This is a genomic window from Aquimarina sp. AU474 (assembly GCF_900312815.1).
Classification (GTDB): Bacteria; Bacteroidota; Bacteroidia; order Flavobacteriales; family Flavobacteriaceae; genus Aquimarina.
This window is the reverse complement of record NZ_OMPE01000003.1, coordinates 75,126-93,952: the sequence shown is the minus strand read 5'-3', so window position 1 is coordinate 93,952 and position 18,827 is coordinate 75,126. Positions and strand designations below refer to the sequence as shown.

Genomic DNA, 18,827 nt, shown 5'->3' with positions numbered 1-18,827 from the left:
CCCTCTTTTTTTTTAAAAGTATGTAAGTATTTAGTTCTTTATAGTTTCATTTTCCTGGTTTAATAATATAGGAGTACCAAAACCTAGCTGATCTAGCTTTTTTAATTGAGTCTTTGCATCTCCTACGACCAAATAGATCATTTTATTGGGGTCGAGGTATGTATCTGCTAATTTTTTAATTTCTTCGATGGTCATGTTTTTTACAATAGCTTCTCGTTGTGTAACGTAGTCTTTCGGAAATTTAAAAGTGCTTATGTTTCTCAACATATTTAATTTAGAGTTAGGGGTTTCGAATGCTCGCGCATTACTCTTAATCAAAGAACTTTTTGTAATTTCCAGATCTTTGTCATTATAATTTTTTCCATAATCCCCCAAAATTTCTTTGACTAAACTTGAGGATTCATAGGTAACATTAGATCGTACACCACTAAAAATCATAAATTGACCAGGAATAGTACTACCCGAAAACCTTGATCCAATACCATAAGTGTATCCCTTTCCTTCACGCAATTGTTGTGTGAATTGAGATGCAAATCCACCACCTCCTAAGCGGTAATTCATAATTTGTGCAGGGTAATAATTTGCGTCCGTAGCCGCTAATGCAGGATATCCAAATCGTATTTGAGATTGCTTTGCACCCGGCACATCATAAAAATAAACCTTTGATTGTTCTGGAGCAATACTACTTGGTAAAACTGGGAATTTCACCTCTTTCTGTTCCCAATTTTTGTCAAGCCCAGTTAAAGATGTTTTTACTTTATCGCTGGCAATATCACCGACAACATGAATTTTAGTTACGTTAGGGGCTATATTAGTGTTATAATAATTTTTTAAATCATCTATGCGTATAGAATTAACAGATGTTTCTGTACCTAAATTGTTATGAGAAAAAATATGATCTTTACCATAGGTGATTTTTGCAAATGCATTATTAGCAATGCTTCTAGGGTTGGCACTTTGTTGTTGGATACGACTTATAACGCTTTGTTTGATGAGATCAAATTCTTTTTCATCCCATCTAGGTTCTAATATCATTTCTTGTACCAAGGCTATTGTTTTATCATAATTCTTAGATAAAGTACTACCATTAATCATTATATTTTCATTCCCCGAATTTATGTTGATTAATGCGCCAAGGCTTTCAATAGCATTCTCTAGTTCTTCAGTTGTTTTTGTTTTTGTTCCTTTGGTCATTAATTGTGCTAATAAATTAGAGACTCCTACCAACTCGGGTTTTTCTAATAAAAGCCCACCTCTGATATCTATTCTGAACTGTACTAAAGGAACTTCATCATTTTCAATTCCATATATTTCTATTCCCGAAGAAAGTTTATCTTCCCATACCTCAGGAACTTTAACTACTGGTGTATCACCATATTCTGGTTCTACAGAGCGATCAAAACTAGATGGAGTATTTTCATAGTCGGCAATAATACCAGCATCAAAAGTTTCTTCGGCGCCTTCTATTATTTTTTCTTCAACAACTTCGGCGAGCTTAGAATTTTTTAAAACAAGATCGGTTTGCCCGATAGGAACAAAACTAGTAGCTACATAATGTTTACCTTTAATATATTGGTTATACACACGTTTTATATCTTCGGTCGTAACAGCTAGGATATTTTGAACATCTTTATTTATGAAACCTGGATCTCCTGCAAAAATTTCATACTGAGCTAATTGAAAACCTTTACCCAAAACACTAGACAATCGATTATAAAAAGCAGTTTCTTGACCTGCTTTAATACGATCAAGGTCTTGCTGAGAAATTCCTTCTGTTTCAAATTTAGAAAATGCTTCAGTAATGCCTTGGTCTATATCGTTAAGGTCTACTTTTCCGAAACCATTTATGATTAATTGAAAATCTCCTGCTAACTCTGTCCCAAAATTAAACATAGTAACTTCTGAAGTGAGTTTTTTGTCTTCTACCAATACTCTATTAAAAGGTGCTTTTTTACCTTCAGAAAGGTAATTGGCTAATACCTCTAATGCGTATGAATCCGGGTGATATTGATATACAGTGGGCCAGGTTATAGTTAACTGCGGGAGACGAGCAAAATTATCTTCATAATATAATTTTTTTGTTTCATTAAGAACAATAGTTTGTTTCTCGAGTTTTGGTATGTCTTCACCACGTTTGATTTCATCAAAGTATTTATGAACCCATGCCTTTGCCTGCTCTGTGTCAAAATCTCCGGCAATAGTCAAGGTAACATTATTAGGAACATACCAACGATTATAAAAATCCTTAACATCTTGAAGGGTAGCATTTTGTAAGTCTTCTAGAGACCCTATAACTTGCCAGTTATAAGGGTGCTCTTTTGGATATATGTTTTTATCAATAACATATGAAACGTGTCCATATGGCCTGTTGTCTATACTTTGTCGTTTTTCATTTTTAACTACTTGTTTCTCTTTTGCTAAAACAGGATCGGTAACCGTATTAATAAAATATCCTAGTTTATCTGCTTCTGCCCAAATCATTTTCTCTAAGGCATCTTTGGGTACTGTTTGATAATAATTTGTTCTATCTCTACTAGTAGAACCATTCGCTCCGGATCCACCTATCCTGGCACTCATTTTATCTAAGCCACCCTTTCCCAAGTTTTCGGATTCTAAAAAGAGTAAATGTTCAAACAAATGCGCAAAACCGGTTCTTCCTTCTTTTTCTCGGGCAGAACCTACATGAGCTGTTAACGCTACGGCTACAACCGGATCTGATTTGTCAACATGAAAAATAACTTGAAGACCATTGTCTAAGGTGAATTTTTCAAAATCGACCTTGAATTCTTTAACCTCAGAAGTATTTTCTTGAGAAACAGTTTCTTTTTTACAAGAAACAAGCGTTCCAAAAATTAGAAGTGTTACAGTTAAAAATTTGATTGTTCGCATGATTATGAATTTTTGATAATTGATATTTAATCATTTAAAATAATAAGTTTTTGCCATATTTTCCTACTTAACCCAGTGGTTAAAGTTTCGATTTCATTTACAGCTCGCACTACAGCTTCATCAGGTAAACTTTGAGAATATAGGGCAGCTACTTTTCCTATTAAGGCAGTGGCTTCAGAGCAATAGTCAAGATAACGCTGTAATTCAAATTTGGTTAAGGTACGACGGGGTGAATTAGTTGTTGCTGATTCTGGTGAGTCGTTTACATATGGATCCTTGGTGAGTTGGTGCATATCTATAACGTGAGCAATTACTCTAAGTTCATTTAATGATTTTAGGGCCCGTTTTGTTTTTAATCTAGATTCTAATGAAACTAAGAAGAAAATTGCAGCACCCAATAAAATAATGTCATTAAATATAGCTTCTGAAATGGTAACAACATTAGAAAGTGTTGTGTTTTCTATCTTTAAGTCAATAAAGGTGATACTGTATAGTAGTCCTGCTACTCCTATTAATATAATGAGATAAGAAAAAAGTCGGAGTGATACGTTGGGATTAGAAATCCATTGAATATTTTGCTTACTTTTTTGAGCAACAGTCAAGAATTGATGACAAACTTCTTTAAGGCTTGAATTTGGAAAACGATCCGAAATTCGCTTTTCTAGTTGGTCAATGGTTTTTATAATTTTTTCTGGTTCAAGACGTATAGCGTCATTCATATAAATATAAGCTTTATTTTAGGTAACCATTTGTTGTTTTATTACCTATTAAAATAGAAAAAGCCGAAACTTTAGTTTCGGCTTAATTTTATAATTTTTTATGATTTTGGTACAGGAAAACCTCGATCTCGCATTAATGCTTCGATGTTTGCCTCGCGACCTCTAAATTTCTTGTAGGCCTCAGCTGGATCCATTGCATTTCGTGGAGCGAATAGATATTTGACTAATTTGGAAGCTACATCTTTGTCATAAAATCCATCAGGGGCTTCAGCAAAAGCTTCAGATGCATCAGAGGTTAGTACATCTGCCCACATATATCCATAATACGCAGTGGCATAACCTTCTCCAGAAAATACATGTCCAAAATGAGGTGTACGATGACGCATCACTAATTCTTTGGGCATTTTTAAAGCTTCTAAGGTTTCTTTTTCAAAAGCATCTACATCAATATTTGAAGGGTCGGCTAAATGAAATTTCATATCCATTAGCGCAGAAGCTAAATATTCTGTAGTTGCAAACCCTTGATTAAATGTTGCCGCTTTTTTGATTTTTTCAACCAATGCTTTTGGGATAGGCTCACCTGTTTTATAATGTACTAGATATTGATCGATTACTTTATCAGTAGATAACCAACGTTCTAACAATTGCGATTGAAACTCTGTGTAATCTCTAACACCACCATTTAGTGTAGGGTAGCGTACCTCTGAGGAGAAGAAGTGTAAAGCATGACCGAATTCATGGAAAAATGTCTCGGCATCATCCCAAGATACTAGAACAGGCTCTCCTGGAGCAGGTTTTACAAAATTAGAATTGTTAGAACCTAATACTGTCTTTTTTCCATCAAAAGTAGTGTGGCTTCTGTAAGTAGTAGCCCACGCTCCAGAACGTTTCCCTGTTCTTGCGAAAGGATCTAAATACCATAAGCCAATATGCTCTCCAGATGTTTTATCATTTACCTCCCATACTTTAACGTCTGGATGAAATACGGCTACTTTTCCTTCCTCTACAGGAGTGAATTTAAAATTAAATAATTCTCCAGCCACAAAAAACATGGCTTCTCTTAGTTTATCCAACTGTAAATATTGCTTTACCTCATCAGAGTCCAGATCATATTTCTTTTTTCTAACTTTTTCGGCATAATAGCGATAATCCCAAGGTTCGATGGTGATATTATCTCCGTTTGCATCTGCTATAGCTTGCATATCTGCAACTTCTTCGGCTACTCGTCCTATTGCAGCTGGCCAAACCGCATTCATTAATTTCATCGCATTTTCAGGATTTTTAGCCATTCGATTTTGTAATCTCCAATCTGCATAATTATCGTATCCCAATAACCCAACACGTTCTTTACGTAGCTTCAGGATTTTGGCAATATTTTCATTATTATCGTGAGTATCTGCATTATCTCCTCTTGAGTAATAGGTTTTCCATACCTTTTCACGTAATGCTCTTTCATCAGAATAAGTTAAGAAAGGATCCATAGATGATCGAGTGTTGGTTACAGCGTATTTACCTTCTTGATCACGATCTGTAGCCGCTTTTGCATAAGCATTAATCAAAGGCTCAGATAAACCACTCAGTTGTTCCTTGGTAAGGTAGGTTACATAACCTTCTTCGTCTGCAAGAATATTATTCGAAAAATTAGTGTATAATGCCGAGAGCTCCTTATTAATTGCGGCATATCGTTTCTTTTTTTCAGTATCTAATTCTGCACCATTCATAGCAAATTGCTCATAGGTTAACTGCACAACTCGTTGTTGATCATCGTCCAAAGGTGTTTTTAAAGAGTTATCGTATACTGTTTTGATACGCTGAAATAATTTTTCATTTTGAGAAATTTTTGATCTAAATTCGGATAATTTAGGAGCCATTTCTTTCTGAATTTCTCTAAACTCTGGAGATGACATATTACTACTAAGGATACCGTAATATGAGAAAACCCTATCTAATTCTTTTCCTGATCTTTCCATTTGGGCAATGGTATTCTCAAAAGTTGGAGCCTCTGTATTATTTGCAATTTTATCAATCTCTTCTAAGTTGATTTTCATTCCTTCTTCAAGAGCTGGTTTTAAATCCGTTACATTCATTTTATCAAATGCAGGAGTTCCTCCGTAAGATCCTGTCCATTCTGCTAATAAAACATTCTGAGTTTCTTCTGTTTCTGTTTCCACAGTTTCTTTCTTTTTATTACAACTTGATAACAATACTACTGATAACAGGAATATTGAAGTAAGTGTTTTTGGGATGTATTGCGTATTCATTGAGTTAATTTTAATTGATAATATGTTTTATATTTTTATAGTCTGAATTTATTGTTGTTTGTATAAAAAATGGCATTAACAAAGAATAGTTTACCATTTTCCCAAAAAGATCGAAATAATGGATTATCCACCATATAAACAATACTTCCATCACCGATTCGAGCTTCAGCAAATACGATAGAGTTATTAAGGTTCTTTAATGCATCAGTTCCTGCAAATCCAGAAACAGGTTGTGTATCTTGGATGTGTGCCACATTATATCCATTTTTCAAAAGCTCATAAGATTTGCTTCCTAGTTTTAAACTAAAATAAGTAGTATCATACCCAAAAGCCATAGGGTGCGAAGAATCTACTTTTGTTTTAAAGATGCTTCCTGTGATAAAATCTTTTACGCTTTCTTTTTCTCTTTGATCATATGGTGTTAAATTACCTATAGAATCTTTCTTTTTTTTCTCAGGTGTATTGCTCTTTAAATCAAAACCTTCCTTACCTGCAAAAACACCAACTGCTCTTGCAAGAGCGATTACTTTCCCACCTTTTTTGATCCAATTTTTTAGTTTCTTTATAGTACTTGCGTTCACCTGCCCATCATAATATCCATTAGGCATAATTAGGACATCATATTTACTTAAATCGACTTGATCAAAATAATCAGTATCTATAGATGTAATCGGGAATTTAAGTTGTTGTTCAAAAAAATACCAGGTTTCGCCATAACTTAATGAAGAAATATAATCCCCTTTAAGCATAGCAATTCGTTGGTTGTTAATTAGTTTAACATCTGGAGAACCAAAATCGACCCCACTCGTAGCAAAACTAGTTGATGTGGTGTATAGTTTTCTGTTATGTTTATTAGCTATATCGATAACAGTTTTATCATAATTTGGAGTATGCTTATTATCACTTTTACTAATAATTAAACTACCTTTTTTAAATCGATTTCCGCTGTTAAAGAAATCTTTTTCGCTAAATCGTACCCGAATATTATGACGTAATAAATCAGTCATAAAACGAGCATCATCGATACTATTCCATTTTGCAATGTAACCGGCACCAGATGGATCAATAGTATTCGTGTGATATTCTTGTTTCTTCTCTTGATTTACAGGTATCAGAGATGTAGAAGCAATAGCTTCGAGTCCATAGGCGTGCGGAATACTCCAAGCCGTTATATCATATGTAAGAGGAGTGCTTAGTTTTGCATCAGGCTCAAAAAGAACTTTGATCATTTTACCTTTAGGTTGATTCGTGCTTACTACCAATGCTCCATTAGCATTCATACTAGCTTGCTTATTTTTTCTATAATCGAACCCAGAAACTTTGGCTGTATTTGTAAAACCGTATTTAATCTCATGCTTGTCCAAAAGTTTGGTTAGCAAGTTGATTTTGTCCACTTCTCCGTTAAGAACATAACTTTTGTATTTTAAAGAAGAAGTATTAAAGAATTTTTTGAATTCAGTATTTAGAATTGCAGCGTTTTTAGATGAGATTTCAATAGTAGATAGTCCTGTTGTGGTATGATGTAAGGCACGATCCTTAAGAGTTAAAACATATCCTTCATCGGTTTGAATACCTAATCCTGCTCTTCCGTGTCCTGCTTGTTCATATGTCATACCTATAGCCCCCAAAAAAGTAGGGTAAGTATCTCCATAACTTGGATATAGCAAATCAAAACGTTCTCTGGTAAAGAATAACCAACCTTCTTTGTCAAAATATGTGGCATGATTCTTACCTATCTGAGTTTGGAAATCCTTTTGCCATGGTGTAATAATTTCATGAAAAGGCTCTGCTGCCGGGGCAAAATAATAAGGTTCATTAATACCTTGTTCATGAAAATCTACATGAATATGCGGCATCCACTGGTTATAAATTTTCAATCGTTGAGTGGTTTCTACCTGTGTCGCCCATGCCCAATCACGATTAAGGTCAAATAAATAATGATTAGGTCTCCCACCTGGCCATGGTTCGTTATGCTCGGTAGCCATTTGATCGGTATTATATGGCGTAGCTTTTACCTGATTATACCAATTTACATATCGATCACGTCCATCTGGATTAATACAAGGATCCATAATAACTACTGTATTTTGTAGCCAATCGGCTTTTTTGGTAATCAATTCATAGATCGTTTGCATAGCAGCTTCTGTACTTGAAGCTTCATTCCCATGTACATTGTAACTTAACCAAACTATTGCTGTTTTAGGGGTTGAAACACCCTCGACAATTCCAGTGTTTTTTAAATTATCTAACCTTATGTTTTCAATGTTTTGAAGGTTTTCTTTGGATGAAATTATAGCATATGTAAGTGGTCTTCGTTCATTTGTTTTTCCGTAATTGTGATATGTGACCATCCCAGAATTTTGTGCAACATGGCTAAAATAATTCACAACATCTGCATGTCGAGTAAATTGTTCACCAATATTATATCCTAAAAATTCTGCAGGAGATTGTAATTTGTTTTGTGAGTAAGTAAGTGAAGCCGTTACGACAAAGAGAACGAAGATTAATTTTTTCATCAATAAATTAGATTTTGTAGTGGGTAAAATACCGAGTTAAATTTAGGATATAATCTGTATTAACTAAAATTTAGGATTTACAATGACAATCTAATGTATATTTAACCTCTCAAAAAAAAAGATTTTTATGCCTAGTGACTGTATTCCGTTTAGAGAAACGAATTACTTTTCATCTCTTATTTGTGATTACTTAGATCAAAAAGTTGATTTAAAACCGTTTTATAACCGGTATCCTAGTTTAGAAAATTTCAAAGATCAAATTAAAGAAAAACAAGGAGCTTTTTCTGATGAAAATAGAAAAGTACTTGTGGATGCTCTTCATCGACAATACAATGAAGTTGATAATTCTGATGAGACACTTAAGAATATAGAATTGCTATCGCAACCTTCTACTTTTACAATTACAACGGGACACCAGTTAAATCTTTTTACAGGCCCTTTGTATTTTTTGTATAAAATAATATCTACGATTAATCTTTCTAGTACTTTAAAGAAACAATATCCTGAATATGATTTTGTACCGATATATTGGATGGCTACAGAAGATCATGATTTTGACGAAATCAATTACTTTAATTTGTTTGGAAAAAAAATAAGATGGAATAGAGCAGATGGTGGACCTGTTGGAGTATTTGATACCGATGGATTAGATAAAGTTTTTGAGATTTTTTCTTCAGAAATAGGATCAGGAAATAATGCAGAACGATTAAAAAACTTATTTAAAGAAGCTTATTTAAAACATAAGACATTAACCGAAGCTACTAGGTATTTGGCTAATGAACTTTTTAAGGAATATGGTTTAGTTATTATTGATGGTGATGATCCTGGGTTAAAACGACTTTTTGTTCCTTATGTAAAAAAGGAATTATTAGAGCAAACCGCTTATAAAAAAGCACTACCCAAAGCGGATGGATTAGTGGCATCGGGATATAAGGCACAAGTAAACCCAAGAGAGATTAATTTGTTTTACTTGGGTGATGAATTACGCGAGCGAATAATTGAGAAAGACGAAGGTTATTTTGTAAACGAGACCGATATTACTTGGAGTAAGACTCAAATACTAAAAGAACTTTCGGATTTTCCAGAGAGATTTAGCCCTAATGTAATGATGAGGCCGTTATATCAAGAAATAATTTTGCCTAATCTCTGTTATATCGGAGGAGGAGGAGAGTTGGCATACTGGCTTGAGTTAAAAGATTATTTTGAAGAGGTAGAGATTCCGTTTCCAATGTTATTACTTCGTAACTCTGTCGTTATCAAAACGCAAAAACAATCAGAGAAGATTAAAAAACTTAATGTTTCGGATAAAGAACTATTTCTTAAACAACATGAGTTAATTAATCTTAAGGTTAGAAAAATTTCTAACATCGATATTAATTTTGATACGCAAAGAATTCATCTTCAAGAACAATTTAAAGATATGTTCGAATTGGCAGAACAAACTGATGTTACGTTTCTTAATGCTGTTAAAGCTCAAGAAATAAAACAACTTAAGGGACTAGATGTTTTGGAAAAAAGGTTATTGAAGGCGCAAAAAAGAAAATTGAGTGATCATGTAAAACGATTAACCAATATTCAAAACGAATTGTTTCCTAATCATAGTTTACAAGAACGTACTACAAATTTTTCTGAAATGTATTTAGAGTATGGTGAGGATTTAATACCGATGTTGGTAGAGTATTTAGATCCTTTGAATGGAGAGTTTTTGGTTTTGGAACGATAAACTTTTACAAAAAATTTAATGTAATAATTTCAAAAACACCTATAATGTATAGAGGTGTTTTTGAATTGATTTTTTATTTTGAAAAGGATTAGTTGTTACACGCTCCTTCTACATCTCTAGAAATAGTTTCTGTTTCGATTAATCTGTTGATAATATTAGTTCCCCTTACGGTTACTTCAATAAAATCTGCTTGAACATCAGTAATTACCCCAGTAAAACTATTGAATGCGAATTGAGTAGTAATCTCTTGCCCCGTTAAGGCCTTACCATCCTCTTGATAATTTCCTTTAATTCTAAAACGTTGAACATATGGAATTCTAACATTTTCGTAAGATTGGTATATGTCTGCAACTGTAATTGCAGTTTTCGGAGGTACTTCTTGAGTTCGTTCAGTAGAGATTTCGGTTGTCTTGGTCTCTTCAAATCCACCGGACCTTGTACTGGTCTGTGTCCTTGTTTTACTAAAACCATAGCTACCAGTTACCGAACTTTTAACTGATCCACCAGCACCAAAAAATTTAGTCGAAACTTCTGCCTCTATAGTTACAGATACCGAGTAATCTTGAGTAGTACTTACAGACATGGACTCTTCCCAACCGAGAATTTCTTTAGTTTCTAAGGATTCTGACCTTCCTACAGTTTGTTGTAAAGAGCCACTACTACAGTTTCTAAGAGTACTATTATAAGCTTCAGAAGTTGATGAAGGTGGTAGTATTGGTTTCAAAAACTTTGATTCTACTGGTTGTATATCCCAATCAATGTCAAATGATAAAATTCTAAAGTATACTGGATCGCTGGCACTGCCTGCGTTAAGTCGATCATTAATAAGTGATAAAGCGTTACCCGTAAATGTTGGTGTTATAGTGTAAAGTCCCGCTTCAATTTTTTCAATTTTGAACTTATAATTAGGAGGTGTTCCAGGGTTATTACCTCCATTTCGTATAAGATTCGCTTTGCTTTGTATCCTAAGCTCCGAATTTGCAGGAACTATGTATAAGTAATGTATGTCATCACCATTATGAACAGAAATTGTAAATACTCCTTCTTCTCCAGGAACTTCGACAAATCGATACGTAGTGAATTTTTCTGTATTTTCAGAATTATAATCAAGATCTGCTAGCTGATTTACGATTATCGGAGTGTTTAGAAGAATAGTATTTGGGTATAATGTAGAGTTAGGAGCACCATAGATTTCTTCATTGTTCTCTGTTACTATTTGTATATAATGTTTAACTTCTTCTCGAATACTAACTTTTGCATATAAATCCTCAAGATCGTCGGCAGATATTTCTTCCTCAGATGGACTTGAGGTAAAAGATAGTTTAGAGATGACTTTTGTAGCCAATGTATTATTATTTTCATCTAAAACAGCTATAGTAAGAGCAACTCCGTTTTTGAGTTCCGTTTGAGCTTCTTCGCTAAGATCTTCATTTTTAAAAGATAAGTTTGCAATATTATTAAATACATCAAAAGCAACTTGCTGGCTATAATCTCCTGTGGTAGCAGTTACTTTGATGTCTGCAATAGTAGGTTTGTAGCCTTTTCTAGCAATTTTTCTAGCATTTATACTTATTCCAATTTCTCCTTCGTCGATTTCGAATTCGTTTAAATCAATACCAGGCAATTCTTCAACTCCTATAGTAGGAGGAGGGGTATCTTCTCCGTCGTCTTTACTACATCCACATATCATTAATGATATAAGGACGAACATTTTTAAAATCCTTGTGTGAGTTTTCATATGATTTATTGTTAATTGATTATTTCAATTTGCGATGATGTTTTTTTAAATAAAATCAACGTTCCAAAATTGAGGGAGATACAGGTAAATTAAAAGACCATAAATACCGAAAATTGAAATACGTGGTAAATACGTGTTTTATAATGGTAATTACTGGTTAATACCTTCATTATTAGTGACAAAGGTTTTTTTTGACTAGTTTTAAAGAAGAAAACTATTAACTCTTTAAAAACAAAAAAATGGGAAGCACAATCACACAAAATAATGGAGCAGATACGACTGAAGATTTTGTAAATAGTCGAGAAAAATGGTGTAAAGAAAATATTCTTAAGCTAGCACATCATTTTCATGAATGGGATAAAAATTCAGAACAATTTCGAAGAGTAAATTTTTTTAGTTTAAATGACAAAGACGCAGAGCGATTTAGTAATATTAAGAAAATAAGAGAAATTAGAATTTGTTTGGCTCTAAGGGGAGATGATATTAATAAAATTACGTTTTACCCTTACCTTCAGGTTAATGGGAGTAAAGATTTAGTTTTTTACTTTATACCACAAGTCAAGAAATTAGATGCAGAAATAGTGCCGGAAACATTTAAGAAAATGATTGGTGATAATTGGAATGATATAGATATGCATTTAATAGACGACCTTTTTCATTGTAAAACTAATGAAGGAAAAGGACCTGTAGAAAGGGTGCTTTCTTACTACATTGGCAATAAAGACGAAACTGACAAAAGAATACTACAGTACATAAATGATGTGTTATTGGATAAAGTTACGGGTGTTAATCTTTATCCTGGTGTGGATATGAATAAATTTTCTAAAAAAGAGATGATTTCGTTTACACCAGTTTTGGGCTTTAATACTGCAGGGGTAACAATGAATAATGAATTAGGTTTAAGAGGGGTGGTAGAGTCAATATCAGGACCTGATGAAACATTAGTGGAATATCTTAGCCCATGCCCACCAACTTGTTAGTTTTTTTCTATCGCCCCATTTTTAATATATAAATATGAGTAAAGAACTTTTTGAAAATATTAGACTAATCTCACTTTTGATAGTTGGAGTTCCTTTTATAGTAGCGCTTTTTCGTTTTAAAACATTGAATAAAACACAAGCTATTTTAATGGTTTTACTCTCTATCATTATTATTGTAGAAATAGTTTCACTTTTGTTTTGGTATAAAAAAGTGAATAATTTACCTATTTATCATGTGTATACAGTGGTTGAGTTTGTTATTATTTCAAAAATATATGCGGTCGAATTGAAATCTATGTTTTCAAAATCATTTTTTATAATTTTGATTTTGTTGTTTGGTGGTTTTGCTGTTTGCAATACTGTTTTTTTTCAAGATATCTATACATTCAATTCTAATGCGATTACCATTTCTGGGATGATCATTATATTTTTCTGTTTAAGTTATTTTTATTCGCTTTTAAAGGAAGTGAAATATAATGCCTTAGAAATCAATCCTATGTTTTGGATTAATTCGGGGTTTTTAATTTATTTTTCAAGTAATTTAATTCTATTTTTCATTAATAATTATATGTTTAAAGATGGGGCTAGTGCATCGAGTTACCTTGTTTGGGGATTGCATGCTATCATGAATATCGTACTTAATATATTTTATACAATCGCTTTATGGGTGAATCCGAAGAAGCCATTACATTAAAAATCATAATTATAGGAATGGGAGTAATTTTTTTATTATCTCTTTCTGTAATCATTTTCTTTATTGTATATCAACGTAGATTGCTGGCTCAACAAAAAGAAAGACAGAAGTTAGAATTTGACTATCAAAAAGAATTATTAAAAACATCTATCCTAAGTCAAGAGGAAGAACGGAGCAGAATAGCAAAAGAATTACATGATGATGTGGGGGCTATGTTAACTACTTCTAAGCTATATTTTGGTCAAATCACGCCTGCTTTACCTCTTGATGAGTTTAATGAAATTACTCTAAAAATGAATGGTTTTTTGAATGAAATGATTCGTAGTGTTCGGCATATTTCTCAGGATTTGAGACCTGTAGTTTTAGAAAAATTGGGATTGATTGAAGCGTTGCAAAGTTTAGGTCAAACAATAAATGATTCAGGAAAAATAAAAGTGTTTTTTAAGAACAATACAACAAATTCAATACGTAAATCTCGAGAACTAAATATATACAGGATTATTCAAGAGTTAATTACCAATACGTTAAAACATGCAAATGCTTCGATTATAAAAATTGAATTAAAAAATGAAAATGATGCATTGGTTATTTTGTATCAAGATAATGGTAAAGGACTAGATAAACAGGAAGTTTTGCATAAAAAAGGGTTAGGTCTTAAAAACATAGAAAGCCGTCTTTCGGTATTATCGGGTAATATTAACTTTTTAACTACGGCCAAGGGATTTAAAGTAGAGATTGTATGTTAGTATGTAATAATAAAAAAGATATTTAAAATTATGGAAACTATAAAACTAGGTCTTGTAGATGATCATCATTTATTTCGCGAAGGAATAAAGTCAATACTGAAAAAAATCTCTGATTTTTCTTTGGTGTTAGAAGCTGTAAGTGGTAATGATTTATTAAAAAAACTTAATGTGATTACTCCTGATGTGATTCTTTTAGATCTCGAAATGGAAGATATGAATGGGGTAGACGCTACATTAAAACTCAAAGAGGAATATCCAGACATTAAAATTATTATTCTTACTATGCACAAAGAGGAACGAATGACTTCCTATTTGATGGAAATTGGTGCTAATGGATATCTGTTAAAAGATACAAATCAACAAGAGCTAGAAGAAGCGATACGATCTGTATGCGAAAAAGGTATTTATTTTAACCCTTTTGTATCCGAAGCCGTGCTGAAAGGACTAAAAAATAAGTCCCAGAAACCACCTTCGATAGGAAAAAATTATCAATTAACTTCGAGAGAATTAGAAGTGATGGAATTAATAGCTAAAGAGTTTACTACTGGAGAAATCGCAGAACAACTTTTTTTAAGTACAAGAACTGTTGAGGGGCACCGAAAAAACTTAATCAGCAAATTAGGAGTAAAAAACACAGCAGGTTTGATCATGAAAGCTGTTAAGGACAAAATTATTTCGGTTTAATTTAACAGATAACCAATTAATTACTCAAAAAAGTTGAGGCTTTTCTAAAATTAATGCCCTATTTGAAAATTATCTCTTTTAGGATTTCAGGGTTACTAATTTAATTTTATTTTTGCCTATGCAAAACAACAAGGTACTTATTCTAGACTTCGGGTCACAGGTAACACAACTTATTGGGCGTCGCGTTAGAGAGCTCAATATTTATTCAGAAATACATCCATATAACAATCCCCCAAAAGATATTAATAGCTATAGTGCTGTAATACTATCTGGTAGTCCATTATCAGTTCGAGGAGAGAATGTAGCTCATCCAGATCTTTCGGAAATACGTGGTAAAAAGCCATTGCTTGGTATTTGCTATGGAGCACAATATCTAGCACATTTTGGAGGAGGAAAAGTTGCCGAATCTAATACTCGTGAGTATGGTCGTGCAAATTTATCGTTTGTAAATAATAATGAATTGTTTCAGAATATTTCTGAAGGTTCACAAGTTTGGATGAGTCACAGTGATACTATAAAAGAACTACCAACAAATGGAGAGCTTTTGGCAAGTACCCATGATGTGGAGAATGCTGCATTTAAGATTAACGGAGAAGCAACATATGCGATTCAATTTCATCCAGAAGTATATCATTCAAAAGACGGTACACAACTTTTAGAAAACTTTTTAGTACATATAGCAGGTGTTGTTCAGGATTGGACTCCAGATTCATTTGTTGATGAAACTGTAAATAATTTAAAAGAACAGATAGGTAATGATAAGGTTGTATTAGGGCTTTCTGGGGGGGTAGATTCTTCAGTTGCAGCTATGTTATTACATAAGGCTATTGGTGAAAATTTGTATTGCATTTTTGTAAATAACGGATTACTTCGTAAAAATGAATTTGCAGATGTATTGGCCCAATATAAAGGTATGGGGCTCAATGTTAAGGGTGTAGATGCTTCGGCACGTTTTTTGGATGCCCTAGCAGGAGAAAGTGATCCAGAAAAGAAACGTAAAGCTATTGGACGAGTATTTATTGAAGTTTTTGATGATGAAGCACATGCTATCGAAGATGTAACTTGGTTAGCCCAAGGTACAATATATCCAGATGTGATAGAAAGTGTTTCTGTAACAGGTGGCCCAAGTGCTACGATCAAAAGTCATCATAATGTGGGAGGATTGCCAGATTATATGAAACTTAAAATAGTTGAACCATTGAAGATGTTATTTAAAGATGAGGTAAGAAGAGTGGGAGCATCTATGGGGATGGATAAAGAATTACTAGGTAGGCACCCTTTTCCTGGTCCAGGATTAGCTATTCGAATTTTAGGTGACATTACCAATGATAAAGTTCGTATTTTGCAAGAAGTAGACGCTATTTTTATAAATGGTTTGAAAGAGAACGGTTTGTATGATAAAGTTTGGCAGGCAGGAGCCATATTATTGCCTGTTCAAAGCGTAGGAGTAATGGGAGACGAACGTACTTACGAAAACTGTGTGGCATTAAGAGCTGTAGAAAGTACCGATGGTATGACTGCAGATTGGGTAAATCTTCCTTATGAATTTTTACAAAATACCTCTAATGCAATAATAAACAGGGTAAAAGGCGTTAATAGAGTAGTATATGATATTAGTTCAAAGCCTCCTGCAACAATAGAATGGGAATAGTACTAGAATAAGGAATTCTGATTTTTTGAAATATGGGAAACAAAAATAAGTGTAAATGAAAAAGTTTTTATTGATTTTTTTGCTGTTAATAATAGGCGTTTCTGCCAATGCGCAACAATATAAGAGTCATACTGTAGAAAAAGGAGAAAATGTATATAGAATAGCAAAACGCTATAATACTACTCCTGAAGCTATATATAAGATTAATCCAACTGCAAAGGATGGGATCAAAGAGGGAGAAATTCTTGCAATTCCTATTGTTGATGGTCAAGAGTATAAAACTCATGTTGTAGATAAAGGAGATACGGTTTATAGTCTTTCGAAACAATACAATATTACCACAGAAACTATTTATTTACTTAACCCAGAGGCTGTAAACGGAATTAATATTGGCCAAATTCTAAATGTAGGTAAAATAGAAAAGAATGAAGTTACAGCAATTGACAGCAACGAACCGGATAAAGGAACTGTTCTTGATAGTTTGAAAGTCATACCTGATGATCGTAAAATAATACGGTTTATTACTCATAAGGTGAAAAGAAAAGAAACTTTATATGGTATTGCCAAAAAATATAATATTACTGTAGAGGATATAAAAAAGAATAACAAGAGATTATATTCTGAACAGATTAGAAAAAAAGATAGAATAAGAATACCTGTATACGAAGTTAAAGAATCAACAAATGAGGTTGTAAAAGATAGTATAGAGTCGAGATTATCTGTAACCACAAAGTATAAAGTTAAGCCAAAGGATACCAAGTATGGTATTGCAAGGAGGCATGGTATTACTATTAGTGAGTTAGAACAACTCAACCCTAATATGAATCCAGATTTTCCTATTGGGATGGAGTTAACTGTACCTACAACTGTTTTTATATCCTTAAAAGATTCTATACAACCAGGGTTTAGGTTGTACGAAATTCAGCCCAAAGAAACTATGTTTGGTTTGGTAAGAAGGTTAGATATTTCTTCAGATTCGTTGTTAAAAATGAATCCTTACATTAAAGACGGTCTTAAAGCTGGGATGGTAATTACGATACCGGAAGAAAAAGAAGTAGATACTTTGGCTATAGATTTAGGTAAAGAAAAATATCTTGATTTGAGTAGTAAACTCTATAATTTTAAACCTAAAAAGGTAGCTATAATGCTCCCTTTTAGTGTAGATACTATGGATTTTAATGCTAGGCAGAAAATAGAAGAACATTTAAAAAGTAAACAAAGTTTAAGGATTTCTTTGGATCTATATAGCGGAGTGTTAGTCGCTATAGATTCTGCAAAGACAAAAGGAATCACAACAGAACTTAATGTTTTTGATACTCAAAAAAGTAATAATCAAAATCATATAAAACAATTAATAACACAAAATGATTTTGAGACAACAGATGTTGTAATAGGGCCGTTATATCAATCCAATCTTGAAATAGTTGCATCAGAACTTAAAAAATACGACACACCCGTATTTTCTCCTGCTTCTAGAAAAGAATCTGAGTTATATGATAATTTTTTTCAAACAAGGCCTACTAATAAGATGCTTCAGGAAAAAATAATATCTTTTGTAGAAAAGGACTCTACAGATAAGAATATTGTTATTATTGTTCAACAAGGAAAAAGACATGAGGCAATAAAAGAAAAATTAGTCACCAAATTTCCAAATGCTAAAGTAGCTAAAATTGAAGAAGGTAATTATCTTTACGAAGTTCATCTTGCAAAAGTTTTAGATAAGAATAAACCAAATTGGGTATTTTTGGAGTCTAGTGATGTTGCTATGATTAGTAATGTGATTCCATTGCTGAATGCAAAAGCAGAGAGCCATAAAGTAACATTGTTTACTACCGATAAAAACAGTGCTTTCGATGATGATAATATCAAAAATGAACATTTGTCAAAATTGCATTTACATTATCCATCTGTAGATAAAGAGTTTGATGATGAAGAAGATAAAGAAGGTAAAAAAGAAATATCTCCTTTCGCAAAAAAGTATAAAGAAAGATTTGGAGTATTCCCGAATAATTGGGCAGTTCGAGGATTTGATATAGCATACGATGTTTTAATGCGATTAGGTACTGCAGATGACTTGTATCACGCGGTTTCTTTTGAAGGAACAACAGAATATGTTGAAAATAAGTTTGACTATGCTAAAAAACCTTTGGGAGGATATTATAATAAGGCTACTTATCTTATAAAATTTGATGATGACTTGAAATTAACAGTAGTTGAATGATTTTA

The 18,827-nt window shown here is 32.9% G+C and carries 12 protein-coding genes; 7 read left to right on the top strand and 5 right to left on the bottom strand.

Going from position 1 to position 18,827, the window contains the following annotated elements:
- Window positions 1–30: 30 nt before the first annotated feature.
- From DK508_RS00715 to DK508_RS00700, 4 genes are all read right to left on the bottom strand, one after another.
- A complete protein-coding gene (locus DK508_RS00715; RefSeq protein ID WP_109298817.1) occupies window positions 31–2,889 on the bottom strand; it encodes a pitrilysin family protein in 2,859 nt (952 codons plus the stop codon).
- 26 nt (window positions 2,890–2,915) lie between these two features.
- Window positions 2,916–3,608 (bottom strand): hypothetical protein, encoded by a 693-nt coding sequence (locus DK508_RS00710; protein ID WP_109298816.1) that lies wholly within the window; start codon window positions 3,606–3,608, stop codon window positions 2,916–2,918.
- A 98-nt stretch (window positions 3,609–3,706) separates the two neighbouring features.
- A complete protein-coding gene (locus tag DK508_RS00705) occupies window positions 3,707–5,869 on the bottom strand; it encodes a M3 family metallopeptidase (RefSeq protein ID WP_109298815.1) in 2,163 nt (720 codons plus the stop codon).
- A gap of 35 nt (window positions 5,870–5,904) precedes the next feature.
- Window positions 5,905–8,385: a M14 family metallopeptidase gene (locus DK508_RS00700; RefSeq protein ID WP_109298814.1), complete on the bottom strand. Its 2,481-nt coding sequence runs from the start codon at window positions 8,383–8,385 to the stop codon at window positions 5,905–5,907.
- A 127-nt stretch (window positions 8,386–8,512) separates the two neighbouring features.
- Between DK508_RS00700 and bshC the strand changes: the two genes are divergently transcribed.
- Complete coding sequence (gene bshC / locus DK508_RS00695; protein ID WP_109298813.1) at window positions 8,513–10,108, top strand: bacillithiol biosynthesis cysteine-adding enzyme BshC; 1,596 nt, start codon at window positions 8,513–8,515, stop codon at window positions 10,106–10,108.
- 88 nt (window positions 10,109–10,196) lie between these two features.
- On the opposite strand, the gene DK508_RS00690 is transcribed toward bshC, so the two are convergent.
- Complete coding sequence (locus DK508_RS00690; protein ID WP_160114505.1) at window positions 10,197–11,846, bottom strand: hypothetical protein; 1,650 nt, start codon at window positions 11,844–11,846, stop codon at window positions 10,197–10,199.
- Window positions 11,847–12,085: 239 nt separating this feature from the next.
- On the opposite strand from DK508_RS00690, the gene DK508_RS00685 reads away from it, so the two are divergent.
- From DK508_RS00685 to DK508_RS00660, 6 genes are all read left to right on the top strand, one after another.
- Complete coding sequence (locus DK508_RS00685) at window positions 12,086–12,826, top strand: hypothetical protein (RefSeq protein ID WP_109298811.1); 741 nt, start codon at window positions 12,086–12,088, stop codon at window positions 12,824–12,826.
- 34 nt (window positions 12,827–12,860) lie between these two features.
- Window positions 12,861–13,520, top strand: a complete 660-nt coding sequence (locus DK508_RS00680; RefSeq protein ID WP_109298810.1) for a hypothetical protein — start codon at window positions 12,861–12,863, stop codon at window positions 13,518–13,520.
- Window positions 13,490–14,266: a sensor histidine kinase gene (locus DK508_RS00675; protein WP_109298809.1), complete on the top strand. Its 777-nt coding sequence runs from the start codon at window positions 13,490–13,492 to the stop codon at window positions 14,264–14,266. Before DK508_RS00680 ends, DK508_RS00675 begins: the two co-directional genes overlap by 31 nt.
- 30 nt (window positions 14,267–14,296) lie before the next feature.
- Complete coding sequence (locus DK508_RS00670) at window positions 14,297–14,950, top strand: response regulator transcription factor (RefSeq protein WP_109298808.1); 654 nt, start codon at window positions 14,297–14,299, stop codon at window positions 14,948–14,950.
- A 118-nt stretch (window positions 14,951–15,068) separates the two neighbouring features.
- The gene (gene guaA / locus DK508_RS00665) at window positions 15,069–16,601 is read left to right on the top strand and encodes a glutamine-hydrolyzing GMP synthase (protein ID WP_109298807.1); all 1,533 of its coding nucleotides are present in this window, start codon (window positions 15,069–15,071) and stop codon (window positions 16,599–16,601) included.
- A gap of 55 nt (window positions 16,602–16,656) precedes the next feature.
- On the top strand, window positions 16,657–18,822 hold the full coding sequence (locus DK508_RS00660) for a LysM peptidoglycan-binding domain-containing protein (protein WP_109298806.1): 2,166 nt from the start codon (window positions 16,657–16,659) through the stop codon (window positions 18,820–18,822).
- The last annotated feature ends 5 nt before the right edge of the window (window positions 18,823–18,827 follow it).

Excerpts from the sequence above, each read along its gene's own strand:
- DK508_RS00700 (WP_109298814.1), bottom strand. The coding sequence starts at position 8,385 with ATGAAAAAATTAATCTTCGTTCTCTTTGTCGTAACGGCTTCACTTACT.
- DK508_RS00705 (WP_109298815.1), bottom strand. The coding sequence starts at position 5,869 with ATGAATACGCAATACATCCCAAAAACACTTACTTCAATATTCCTGTTA.
- guaA (WP_109298807.1), top strand. The coding sequence starts at position 15,069 with ATGCAAAACAACAAGGTACTTATTCTAGACTTCGGGTCACAGGTAACA.
- bshC (WP_109298813.1), top strand. The coding sequence starts at position 8,513 with ATGCCTAGTGACTGTATTCCGTTTAGAGAAACGAATTACTTTTCATCT.
- DK508_RS00680 (WP_109298810.1), top strand. The coding sequence starts at position 12,861 with ATGAGTAAAGAACTTTTTGAAAATATTAGACTAATCTCACTTTTGATA.
- DK508_RS00685 (WP_109298811.1), top strand. The coding sequence starts at position 12,086 with ATGGGAAGCACAATCACACAAAATAATGGAGCAGATACGACTGAAGAT.
- DK508_RS00715 (WP_109298817.1), bottom strand. The coding sequence starts at position 2,889 with ATGCGAACAATCAAATTTTTAACTGTAACACTTCTAATTTTTGGAACG.
- DK508_RS00660 (WP_109298806.1), top strand. The coding sequence starts at position 16,657 with ATGAAAAAGTTTTTATTGATTTTTTTGCTGTTAATAATAGGCGTTTCT.
- DK508_RS00670 (WP_109298808.1), top strand. The coding sequence starts at position 14,297 with ATGGAAACTATAAAACTAGGTCTTGTAGATGATCATCATTTATTTCGC.
- DK508_RS00690 (WP_160114505.1), bottom strand. The coding sequence starts at position 11,846 with ATGAAAACTCACACAAGGATTTTAAAAATGTTCGTCCTTATATCATTA.
- DK508_RS00675 (WP_109298809.1), top strand. The coding sequence starts at position 13,490 with ATGGGTGAATCCGAAGAAGCCATTACATTAAAAATCATAATTATAGGA.
- DK508_RS00710 (WP_109298816.1), bottom strand. The coding sequence starts at position 3,608 with ATGAATGACGCTATACGTCTTGAACCAGAAAAAATTATAAAAACCATT.